This is a genomic window from Alcaligenes sp. Lyrl_28, assembly GCF_051948705.1.
GTDB lineage: Bacteria > Pseudomonadota > Gammaproteobacteria > Burkholderiales > Burkholderiaceae_B > Alcaligenes > Alcaligenes ammonioxydans.
In genome coordinates this window covers 1-11,091 of sequence record NZ_JAYJLG010000010.1, presented here as the reverse complement: position 1 = coordinate 11,091, position 11,091 = coordinate 1, and the positions used below count along the sequence as shown (strand labels likewise).

General features: G+C 55.0%; 8 protein-coding genes. 6 read left to right on the top strand and 2 right to left on the bottom strand.

From position 1 onward, the window contains the following. Positions 1 to 73: 73 nt before the first annotated feature. Together VF694_RS16125 and VF694_RS16120 are read right to left on the bottom strand one after the other, a co-directional pair. Complete coding sequence (locus tag VF694_RS16125; RefSeq protein WP_162829362.1) at positions 74 to 733, bottom strand: TetR/AcrR family transcriptional regulator; 660 nt, start codon at positions 731 to 733, stop codon at positions 74 to 76. A 100-nt stretch (positions 734 to 833) separates the two neighbouring features. Next, entirely contained in the window at positions 834 to 2,261 is a 1,428-nt protein-coding gene (locus tag VF694_RS16120; protein ID WP_059318604.1) for an NAD-dependent succinate-semialdehyde dehydrogenase, read from the bottom strand. 826 nt (positions 2,262 to 3,087) lie between these two features. On the opposite strand from VF694_RS16120, the gene VF694_RS16115 reads away from it, so the two are divergent. The 6 genes from VF694_RS16115 to VF694_RS16090 form a co-directional block, all read left to right on the top strand. Beyond that, positions 3,088 to 4,629 (top strand): TolC family outer membrane protein, encoded by a 1,542-nt coding sequence (locus VF694_RS16115; protein ID WP_080584989.1) that lies wholly within the window; start codon positions 3,088 to 3,090, stop codon positions 4,627 to 4,629. Positions 4,630 to 4,670: 41 nt separating this feature from the next. Then, positions 4,671 to 4,892: a hypothetical protein gene (locus VF694_RS16110; RefSeq protein WP_003802992.1), complete on the top strand. Its 222-nt coding sequence runs from the start codon at positions 4,671 to 4,673 to the stop codon at positions 4,890 to 4,892. Then, positions 4,870 to 7,059 carry a type I secretion system permease/ATPase gene (locus tag VF694_RS16105; protein WP_039943650.1) on the top strand — a complete coding sequence of 730 codons (2,190 nt, stop codon included), beginning with the start codon at positions 4,870 to 4,872 and terminating at the stop codon, positions 7,057 to 7,059. Before VF694_RS16110 ends, VF694_RS16105 begins: the two co-directional genes overlap by 23 nt. A gap of 71 nt (positions 7,060 to 7,130) precedes the next feature. Continuing rightward, positions 7,131 to 8,417: an HlyD family type I secretion periplasmic adaptor subunit gene (locus tag VF694_RS16100; RefSeq protein ID WP_230406343.1), complete on the top strand. Its 1,287-nt coding sequence runs from the start codon at positions 7,131 to 7,133 to the stop codon at positions 8,415 to 8,417. Between the two features lie 108 nt (positions 8,418 to 8,525). Next, positions 8,526 to 9,140, top strand: a complete 615-nt coding sequence (locus tag VF694_RS16095; RefSeq protein ID WP_003802989.1) for a response regulator transcription factor — start codon at positions 8,526 to 8,528, stop codon at positions 9,138 to 9,140. 175 nt (positions 9,141 to 9,315) lie between these two features. Then, a partial coding sequence (locus VF694_RS16090; protein ID WP_440164905.1) for a retention module-containing protein occupies positions 9,316 to 11,091 on the top strand: 1,776 nt, incomplete at its 3' end.

Here is an 11,091-nt window from a genome sequence, read left to right as displayed (position 1 = left end):
GCTTACCTGAGGCTTGTCGTTCCCTAACAGTACGGTTCGCCTCGGTGCAGCCCGACTGCCAGGACCTCGCAGATCAGCTGCTGGCCGGCAAAGGGGCCCGTAATCCGCCCAGCAGAAAACTCATCAGACGCTGTTGCAATTGCTGCTCACTTTCAGGAGAGTCGTTAAGGGGCAATTGCAAGGCCCGACGCAATGATTGGGTGCCCATCAGGGCATACGAAGTAGCGCCCAGCATGAAATGGAATCGCCAGATGATTTCTTCTTCCGGTACGGTGGGCAGCGCCTCGTGCAAAGCCTGCTTGAAAGGAAGAAAGATGGCGACTTGTTCGTCCCAGCAGATGGACTGAATGAAGTCTTGTGGCGCTGGACGATCCTGTCCGGGCAAAGGAATGAACGAGCGTGGAGCGCCCTTGCCTGAACCGGCTAGACGTATCAGCGGGCCAAAAAAGGCATCGACCACCTGAGATGCTTTCAACGGTCCATCACCGGCTTGCTGGCGATAAAAAGCCAGCTTTTCCAGCCGCTCTTGATTGATGCTGTTCAGGCGGCGTTGAAATACAGCCTGTGTCAGTCCGTCTTTACTGCCGAAGTGATAATTGACAGCCGACAGGTTCACCTTGGCCTGCGCTGTAATCTGGCGCATGGAGGTGTTTTCGTGGCCATACAGCGCGAAAAGATGCTCGGCTGCGTCGAGAATGGCGGACTGTGTCCGATCAGAGCGTTTCACCGTCATTTCCTAATTTCAAACGAGTGTTTGAATAATTTAACGGGAATACACAATTAGTACAGTAGGGGTTCACCCTAGCCCCGTAAAGCGGGGCCAGGAGCCATTCTTAGATCTGTGTCACAAATTTGGTGACTAAGTATCCGTCAAAGGTTTCAGTCCCGCCTTCACTGCCAATGCCACTGTCTTTGACTCCTCCGAAGGGAGTTTCGGGCAAAGAGCTGCCGAAGTGATTGATGTTGACCATACCCGATTCCAGTTCTGTGCCCAAGCGATGCGCAGCCTGTAAGGATTGCGTAAAGGCGTAGGCCGATAAACCGTAAGGCAGGCTGTTGGCGCGGGCGATGGCATCGTCCAGATCATGATAGCGGGTCAGGGGGGCGATGGGGCCGAAGGGCTCTTCGGTCATGACCAGTGCATCGTCAGGTAAGTCGGTCAGTACCGTAGGCGAGAAAAAGAAACCGTCGCGTTTGATCTGCTCGCCTCCCAGCACGACTTTGCCGCCCAGCGAACGGGCGTTGTCGACAAACTTTTGCATCATGGGAATACGGCGTTCGTGGGCCAAGGGGCCCATCTGTGTATCCGGGTCCAGGCCGTCTCCCACCTTCACATTCGCCAATTCTTCGGTAAAGCGGTCCACGAACTGGGTATAGATGTCGTCGTGAATATAAAAGCGTGTGGGTGAAATGCACACCTGCCCGGCATTGCGTATTTTGAACCGGGCGAGCTGACGAGCAGCGCGGGCGACATCGGCATCGGGCAGGACCAGAACGGGCGAGTGCCCTCCCAGTTCCATGGTGATGCGTTTCATATGAGCGCCGGCCAGCGCTGCCAACTGCTTGCCAACGGGGACTGAGCCGGTAAACGAGACTTTACGCACGATGGGGGAGCGGATCAGATAATCCGAGACCTCTTGTGGAATGCCCCAGACAATATTCAATACGCCCGGTGGCAAGCCCGCATCGTGAAAGGCCTGGGCAATGGCCATGACTGCGCTGGGGGAGTCCTCCGGGCCTTTCAGAATAATGGTGCAGCCCGCTCCGATGGCGGCGCAGATTTTCCGAATGGCCTGGTTATAGGGGAAGTTCCAGGGTGTGAACGCAGCGCAGACACCGATAGGCTCGCGCAGCACCAGTTGCTGCACTTTTGGATTGCGGGCAGGGATGACGCGACCATAAATCCGGCGGCACTCTTCGGCGTGCCAATCCGCATGGTCGGCGCAGGACATGATCTCGCCGACGGCCTCGGCCAAAGGCTTGCCTTGATCCAGCGTCAAATTGCGGCCAATCTCCTGCGCGCGTTCACGGGACAGTTCCGCCACCTTGCGCAAGATGGCACTGCGGTCCATCGGGGAACTGTGACGCCAGCTTTTGAATGCGGCTTGGGCGGCGCTCAGTGCGGCATCCAGATCGGCCTGTGACGCCAGCGGCAGTTGGCCTAGCGTGCTGCCGTTGGCCGGGTTGATGACGGCCTGGGTCTGGCGACCTTGTCCATCCAGAAATTGACCATTGATATACAGGGCCAGGTGTTGATACATGTGCGGCCTCCAAGTTGAGTGTTGCTCACTGAATACGTATCTTCCGATGGTATCGGGCAGGCAGAGGTGGGACAAGCGCCAGGGAGTGGACAACTGGTAAGCGATGGTTCTAAGAAGCGACCAAAGGGGCCTGGCACAGGGGGGAACGCGCGATTGCTATAAGTTTTTGATTACAAGTATTTTTTTCAATTCCTTGTACAAGGAAGTAAAAAGAAACCAAACTGCAATGGGAAACGGTTACAAGTGAGTTATTGTCGACAATAAAGAAAGTTATATGTTGGCCCCGTAAATTCCTTTTACCGACAGATGAGATTTAGATCGGCAGACGATGTAACCCAAATGCTTATTAAGGTGAAAGTTTTTTGTAGATTTATTACCAACGGTGCTGAGCGTGACTTATGACACAATGGTTTGTCGTTAAGCGCCTAATATCTTGGAGTCGTTTAATTTCATGGCGTTATTGCTGATTTTGTCACAGGCTATTTATCATTTTTAACATTGTGATCGACGAAGAGCTTTGTAATCTAAGATACAATTTGTCCTGTGATCGACGTAGAGAGTTTCACCTTTCTCTACACGAAAAGTCACAAATAGACACAAGGTTATGCTCCAAGAATACAGGTCAGAAGCCTGTAGCTCCGCCTTGTCTTGCCCCGGTCCATTATGAACATACTGCTGCGGCTGGCGTCAGGTTTGCCAGCCTTAGATGTAAATCCTATGTGCAATACATAGGTGTTGGGCCCTCGGGTGGTGTTCCTTTCGCTTATCTTAAGTGGCACACCGATCCCACTCTTCTTTCATTTTTGTACTTAAATATGATCCGGCCATGCGTTGCAACGCTGACGCGAGGACGTCTGTTGCGGACGCGGCTCAGGATCTTACGGAGGCCGACGTGCGTGGTAAGAAAACTCTAACGGTAAGTTCGCTGCTGACAGCGTTACTACTGGCGCAGCCAGCGCTTGCCCAGCAGGAAAACAGCTTGAGCTTCAAGGACAGTATTGAGCGGGCAATTATGTCCAACCCTGAACTTGGCGCTCGCTTTCAGGATTTCCAGTCGGCGCTGGAAGGCCAGAATGTGGGCCGGGGTGCCTTGATGCCCGAAATCAATGCTCAGGGCTGGGTCGGTAAAGAATGGCGGGGTGGTACATCGAGTGCGCCATCGGTCAACTGGACCCGTAATGGCTACAGCCTGCAATTGCGTCAATTGATCTTTGATGGTTTCTCCTCGATCAATCAAGTGCGTCAATTGGGCTACGAAAAACTGGCTACTTACTATGAGTTGCTGGCGTCGGTAGATTCGCTGGCCCTGGAAGCGGCCAATGCGCACATTGATGTGTTGCGTTACCGCGAAATGGAAAAGCTTGCCCGTGAAAACTATGGCATGCACCTGAACATTCTGAGCCAGATTCAGGAGCGTTCCGAATCGGGCGTAGGCCGTGGTGTGGATCTGGAACAGGCCTATGGTCGCCAAGCCCTGGCCCAAAGCAATATGATGACCGAAGCGGGCAATCTGAATGACGTGTTGCAGCGTTACCGCCGTATTGTGGGCGTGCCTGCGCCGGAAGTATTGCAGGCCGCACCCAGCCTGAGCGAGTCCATCCCTGCCAAGACCGTGGACTTCCTGCCTTCTTTGCGTACCAGCCCGGTAATTCTGGCTAAACAAGCTTTGTACCAGGCCGCCGAGTCGGGCAAGCATGTAGCCCAAGGTCGTCTGTCGCCAACGCTGGAGTTGCGCGCTGCCACTGGTAAAGACAAGACTGACCCCCCAGGTGCATCTGCCTACCGTGATTCACAAAGCAGCAATGTGCAGTTGATGCTGTCGTACAACCTGTTCCGAGGTGGTGCTGATGCCGCCCGCATCCGTCAAACCACGGCTCAACAGTATGCTGCCCGCGATGTGCGCGACTACACCTGCCGCAACGTACAGCAGGATCTGGCAGTGGCTTGGAACAATATCGAGCGTCTGCGTGCCCAGTTGCCTTTCCTGAAGCAGCACGAACTGGCGACCTCCAAGGTGCGAGTTGCCTATATGCAGCAGTTCCAGATTGGTCAACGCTCTTTGCTGGACTTGCTGGATACGGAAAACGAGCTGTTTGATGCCCGTCGCGCGCTGGCCAATGCCACTTACGATCTCCAGCAAGCTGAATACCGTTGGTTGACTTTGTCGCACCGCCTGGTGTCGTCCGTAGGCCTGTCCCAGCCCTACTCGGAACAACCTGAAGAAGCGGCCAAGCTCGATTTTCCTGAAGAAGCGTTCAAGGCATGTATGACACCGGTTCCAGATACGTCTAACCTGACGCCAGTCTCTGTTGATTATCGCGACGGCATGGCCCCGCCTGTCCTGCGCGAGAAGGCAGCCGGACTTTAATATCTGCCTGATGGCGTACTAGATAGAAAAAGGAGGCATGGATGAGTCAGAACGAAGACGATTACAAACAAGAGCTTTCGGCCTCGGATGCGAGTTTTATCCGGGTACTGGAAGATTTGATTGACGCACTGGTTGCAAACGGTGTGCTTCGCATGACTGATCTGCCTCCCCAGGCTTTGGCCAAGTTGAATGAGCGCAAACTGACCCGCCAGCGCCTGCGGGATTCGTTGGATTTGATTAATGACGATGAACCACTCATCTGATAGCACGGCACCAACAAGCGGGGAATTCAGTGTCCCGCCTCATCTGACTCATGATGATCCTCTTCTAACCTGCCTGGCGGAGATTACCCGTATACACGGTAATCCCTGCACGCCCCAGCACTTGTCTGCGGGCTTGCCTTTGCAGCGGGGGCGCTTGACGCCTGCACTGTTGAATCGGGCGGCGGCACGCGGTCATTGCACGGCGCGGATCTGGCGCCGGGTATTTACCGAGCTGGACGCCAGCTTGTTCCCGGTCATTTTGTTGTTGAAGAACAACCGGGCATGTGTCTTGCTGGGGCTGGAAGAAGGCCGTGCGCACGTGCATTTCCCCGAAAGCGGGAGCCCCAGCGAAATCAGCCTGGATGATCTGCAAGCGCAGTATTCCGGGCTGTTGGTCGTTGTCAAACCCGATTTCCGGGTTGAGGCGCGTGCCAAGGATGGTGTAGCCCCTATGAAGGGCAAGCACTGGTTCTGGACCGCCGTGGTGCAGAACTGGCGACTGTATCGCGATGCGCTTGGCGCTGCCTTGTTGATCAATCTGTTTGCCTTGGCCCTTCCGCTCTACACCATGAACGTGTACGACCGGGTGGTTCCCAACAAGGCGCTTGAAACCTTGTGGGTGCTGTCGATCGGGATCGGACTGGTGCTGATCATGAACATGGTGCTCAGTACAGTGCGTGCCTACGTGGTCGATGTCGCGAGTAAACGGGTGGACATCCAGCTGTCCGCGCGGATTATGGAGCGGGTGCTGGACTTGCGGATGGAAAACCGGCCGCCGTCGGTAGGCTCTTTCGCGGCCAATCTGCGCTCTTTTGAATCAGTGCGCGACTTTATCGCTTCGGCCAGTCTGACCACGCTGGTCGACTTGCCGTTTGTGCTGCTGTTTTTGGCGGTGCTGGCCTGGATTTCGCCTTGGATGCTGATCCCGCCCGTGGTGGCCATTGTGGTCATCTTGGGCATCTCCTGGTTTGCTCAGGCGCGTATGGAACGTCTGACCAAGCAAACCTTTCAGGCAGCTGCCCAGCGTAACGCCGGCCTCATCGAATCCCTGGCCGGTATGGAAACTCTGAAGGTTCTGAACGCGCAAAGCAATGCCCAGCGCGATTGGGAACAGTCCACCGAGTATCTGGCGCGACAGGGTGCACGCATCAAGATGACCTCGACCTTGACCGTCAACACGGTACAGATGCTGCAGCAAATGGTCACTATCAGCGTGGTCATTATTGGTGTGTATCTGGTTCAGGAGACGAAATTGTCCATGGGGGGCATCATTGCTGCGTCCATGATTGCGGGACGCTGCCTTGCGCCCTTGGGGCAGGTCGCCGGCCTGATGATGCAATACCAGAATGCCCGAACGTCATTGGGGTCGGTGGATACCTACATGACGATGCCCATCGAGCATCCGGAAGATAGACATTTTGTGCCGCGGCCTTACCTGGAAGGTTCCATCGAGTTTCGTAGCGTCAGTTTTGCGTATCCGGGTGCAAGCCAGAACGTGCTTGATAAAGTCAGCTTCTCTTTGAAGGCGGGCGAGAAGGTCGGCATTATTGGTCGCATCGGCTCCGGTAAAACCACCTTGTCCAAGCTGATTCTGGGCTTGTACAAGCCTACGGGCGGGACTGTGGTGCTGGATGGTATCGATAGCCAGCAGATCGACCCGGCAGACGTACGTCGCTCCATGGGTTATGTCTCGCAGGACCCCATGCTGTTTTACGGCAGCCTCAAACACAATCTGATGATGGGTACTCCTTACGCGACCGATGATCAGATGCTGGCGGCCGCCCGCCAGGCAGGGGTAGATGATTTCGCCCGACTCCATCCCGATGGATACGACATGATGATTGGCGAGCGGGGTGATTCCCTGTCTGGGGGCCAGCGTCAGGCCATTGCCGTGGCCCGTGCCTTGATCGGCAACCCGTCCATATTGCTGCTCGATGAGCCCAGCAGCAATATGGATAACCAGAGCGAGTCTGCCCTGCGTCGCAGCTTGCAGAAGGAATGTGAAGGCAAGACTGTAGTGCTGGTGACACACCGCACAGCGTTGCTGGAATTGGTCGATCGACTGATCGTGATGGATATGGGGCGCATTGTGGCGGATGGCCCTAAAGATCAGGTTATTGCCGCTTTGCGTAGCGGGCAGATTGGCAAGGCCCGGAGTGCAGCATGAAGATACAGAACCTGATCAATTGGGTGCGTGCGCAGCTTCAAGATACCACTTCGCCGCCGCCGGGCAGCAATATGCTCAAAAATGCATCATGGACCGCCCGATACCAGGACGTCAGAGGTTCCACGCTGCTGATCTGGCTGACTTTGCTGGCCATCTGCTTGCTGATCGTCTGGGCAAGTCTGGCCAGTATTGATGAAGTGGTACGTGGTGAGGGTAAAGTGGTCCCGTCTCGCCAGGTTCAGGTCGTGCAGAGTCTGGATGGCGGGGTAGTAGAAGAAATTCTGGTGCGCCCCGGCCAGTCTGTGGAAGCCGGTGAGGTGCTGTTGCGTATTGACCCCACGCGCGCCTCCTCCTCGTTGGGGGAGAACGAAGCAGAATCCTTGTCCTTGAAGGCCAAGGCGGCTCGTTTGGAAGCCATTGCCGCCGACCAGCCCCTGGACATGCCTGCCGAAGTTCTGGAAAAGGCCCCGGATCTGGCCGAAGGGGAGCGCCGCGTCTGGCTGGCTCGCACTGAGGAGCTGCGTTCCAATATTTCCGTGGCTCAGGAACAGTTGAATCAGCGCCAGCAGGAATTGCGCGAAACACAAGCTAATCGTGATCAGGCGGCGTCCAGTTGCGGTTTGACCTCGCAAGAGTTGCAAATGACCCGTCCTTTGCTCAAAAGCGGAGCGGTGTCCGAGGTGGATTTGCTGCGCCTGCAGCGCGATGTGGCTCGTTACTGTGGTGAGCAAAAAGCGGCCACGGCTCAGATCAGTCGTATTCAGGCTTCGATTCAGGAAGCTCAAAACCGGATCGGTGAGGTGGAAATTACGTTCCGCAATCAGGCTCGTACCGAGCTGGCGGAAACACGCGCCAAGCTGGCTTCTTTGGAACAGGGCCAACGTGCCTTGGCCGATCGGGTACGACTGGCTGAAGTGCGTTCGCCCGTGCGTGGCACCATCAAAACCTTGTCGGCCAATACCGTAGGTGGAGTGGTTCAACCTGGCAAGGACATCCTGGAGATCGTGCCTACCGATGACACCTTGTTGCTGGAAGTGCGCATCAACCCACGCGATATCGGGTTTTTGCACGCTGGTCAAAGTGCCGAAGTGAAGTTCACTGCCTATGACTTTGCCATTTACGGCGGGCTGCCCGGCGTGCTGGAGCAGACCAGTGCTGACACCATTACCGATGAAAAAGGCAATTCATTTTATATAGCTAAAGTACGTACTGACACGGTGTATGTCGGTGACGATAACCGTCCGATCCTGCCTGGCATGGTGGCCGAAGTGCACATTCTGACGGGTAAGCGGACCGTTATGCAGTACTTACTCAAACCTATTCTCAGGGCCAGATCCAACGCATTCAGGGAGCGTTAAGGCCGATTGGTCCGTTGGGGGAGTAGCGCTGACGATAGAGGTGTAACACCCGAGTCAGACCAAGAGCTGATGGCTTATAGCTCGTGTTACCAGTAAGGGAAAAGCGGTATGCGACAAGTAAATTCGGTTTTATTTCTGACGGCCGATGAGGCGTTGTGGCAGCATTGGCGTCATCTGGATTCCGTCACCTGGCTGCCTGCCAGAGGACACGGGATGGACGATTTGTTGCGTTGGAAACAACAGCATCGAGATCTGGTGGTGGTCGATAGCGCCTTGGCATTGTGGAACCATCCACAATGGGCTCAGGCGGTGCAGGGCATGAAAATTATTGTCGCCAGCCCCCGTCCTTCGGATACCGAAGGTCAGGCCGTTCTGGCTCAGGGCGCTCGTGGCTATATTCACGCTTACAGCTCGTCGCCTTTACTGATTCAGGCTTTGGATCATGTTGCAAGCGGTCAGGTCTGGGTGGGCGAGTCGCTGTTGAGCCGTTTGCTCAGTGACGTGACCCGCCGTCTGGAACCCAAGTCGGGCTGGGAAAGTTCGCTGACCAGTCGGGAAATCGAGGTTGCGCAACGTGCCTCTCTGGGCCATTCCAATCAATTGATTGCAGATGATTTGGGTATCACTGAAAGGACGGTTCGTGCCCACCTTCAGGCTGTTTTCGAAAAACTAAATGTAACAGATCGTTTGATGTTGGCGCTAAAAGTACACGGCATAGCCTAACAAGCTGCTTGCCGTCTTGTTCGCATTGTTAAGTTCAGTCAATAACTATAAATAAAACAGCGAACTGGCGGCGACGCCAATACCGAGTAGCGACCCAACTCGCTATTCTCTAAACAAAGAAAGTCCATTTCTGACTGCTGCGTTGCGGCAGTCTTTTTTTAGGAATCAGACAGTCATGGCACTGGATACAGTTTTAGTGACACGAGTTGAAGGTACGGCATGGATTCGTACCAGCGATGGCTCCAAAGTAGCTGTTAAAGAAGGGATGCGCGTCCCTGTCAATGCTGAAATCATTACCGAGACCGGCGCGACCGTTGAACTAGAAATTCCGGGCAGCCCACCCATGACTATTTCTGACAACCGCTCCTTCCTGGTGAGCGGCGATATTGCAGAAACGGATGTAGACCCTGTTGCAGCCGCCTTGGCCAATCCCGACGATCCAGCCATTACGGCTGTGTTGGCCGCTTTGGAAGCCGGCGATGACCCATTTTCCCAACTTGATCCTACCGCTGCGGTCTTGACCGGTGGTGGCGAAGGCGGTGGCAGCAGCTTTACCCGTCTGGTCAGCATTGTGGAAACTACCCGTCCCTTGGCGTTGGAATATCCACGTCCTGGCGTGCCCACTGTTGAAAACGTGCGCTTGGGCGGTTACAGCGGTACAGGCGAAGAGGAAGCCGGCCCCCTGGTTCCTCCCTCTGTTACGGTCAAGATCAATGATGACGGCACGGTTACCTTCACCTTCACTGAAGTGCCATTTGGCTTCGATGTTGGAGACATTGTGGTCACTGGCGGCGGTCGCATTGAAGGCCTGACGCCCGATAACAATGATCCAAAAAACTGGACGGGTACGCTGGTTCCTCCACCGAACTACGAAGGCGACATTACCATCACAGTGCCTGACGGCAGCTACACCAACGAAGTTGGTACCCCAGGTAACGGCGGCGAAGACACAACTACGGTCGACACTCTGCCTCCAGAAGCTGAAATCACCATCGATTCCATTACTGAAGACGGCGTCATCAATAAGGAAGAGTCTGAAGGTGATGTAACTATTACTGGTACGGTTGGTAAAGACGTCAAACCTGGCGACAAGGTTGTTGTGACTGTCGGCGGCAAAGAATACGAAACGACTGTTAACCCAGACGGCAAGACCTGGAACGTGGATGTTCCTGGTTCCGAACTGGTTAACAACGACAAGGTTGAAGCCAAGGTCACCACGACTGACGAGGCTGGCAACACCACGACCGCAACTGACGAGAAGCCTTACGACGTAGACGTCACGCCTCCCGAAGCCGAGATCAAGATTGATCCGATCACGGGCGATGATGTTATCAACAAGGACGAATCGGGCGGCGACGTCACGATTACCGGTACCGTTGGTAAAGACATCAAGCCAGGCGACAAGGTTGTTGTGACTGTCGGCGGTAAAGAATACGAAACCACTGTTAACCCAGACGGCAAGACCTGGAATGTGGACGTTCCTGGTTCCGAACTGGTCAACAACGACAAGGTTGAGGCCAAAGTCACCACGACCGACGACGCTGGTAACACCACGACCGCGACTGACGAGAAGCCATACGACGTCGACGTCACACCTCCTGCAGCCGAGATCACTATTAATGTCATCGCTGAAGATGACGTCATTAACAAGGCTGAGTCCGAATCAGACGTAACCATCTCCGGTACGGTTGGTAAGGACGTCAAGGCTGGTGACACGGTCACTATCACTATTGGTGGCAAAGAGTTCACTACAACGGTTAATGCCGATGGCAAAACGTGGAACGTGAACGTTCCAGGCGTGGACCTGCTGGGTCACGCTAAAGTTGACGCCAAGGTTACGACTGAGGACGAAGCAGGCAACCCCGCTTCCGCCAATGCAGAACGTCCATACGACGTTGATACCGACGCTCCTGAAGCTGCCATCACCATCGACACCATTGCCGGTGATGAC

Bases quoted from the DNA above. Each gene is read 5' to 3' on its own strand.
- VF694_RS16125 (WP_162829362.1), bottom strand. From the start codon at position 733: ATGACGGTGAAACGCTCTGATCGGACACAGTCCGCCATTCTCGACGCA.
- VF694_RS16120 (WP_059318604.1), bottom strand. From the start codon at position 2,261: ATGTATCAACACCTGGCCCTGTATATCAATGGTCAATTTCTGGATGGA.
- VF694_RS16115 (WP_080584989.1), top strand. From the start codon at position 3,088: ATGCGTTGCAACGCTGACGCGAGGACGTCTGTTGCGGACGCGGCTCAG.
- VF694_RS16110 (WP_003802992.1), top strand. From the start codon at position 4,671: ATGAGTCAGAACGAAGACGATTACAAACAAGAGCTTTCGGCCTCGGAT.
- VF694_RS16105 (WP_039943650.1), top strand. From the start codon at position 4,870: ATGACGATGAACCACTCATCTGATAGCACGGCACCAACAAGCGGGGAA.
- VF694_RS16100 (WP_230406343.1), top strand. From the start codon at position 7,131: ATGCTCAAAAATGCATCATGGACCGCCCGATACCAGGACGTCAGAGGT.
- VF694_RS16095 (WP_003802989.1), top strand. From the start codon at position 8,526: ATGCGACAAGTAAATTCGGTTTTATTTCTGACGGCCGATGAGGCGTTG.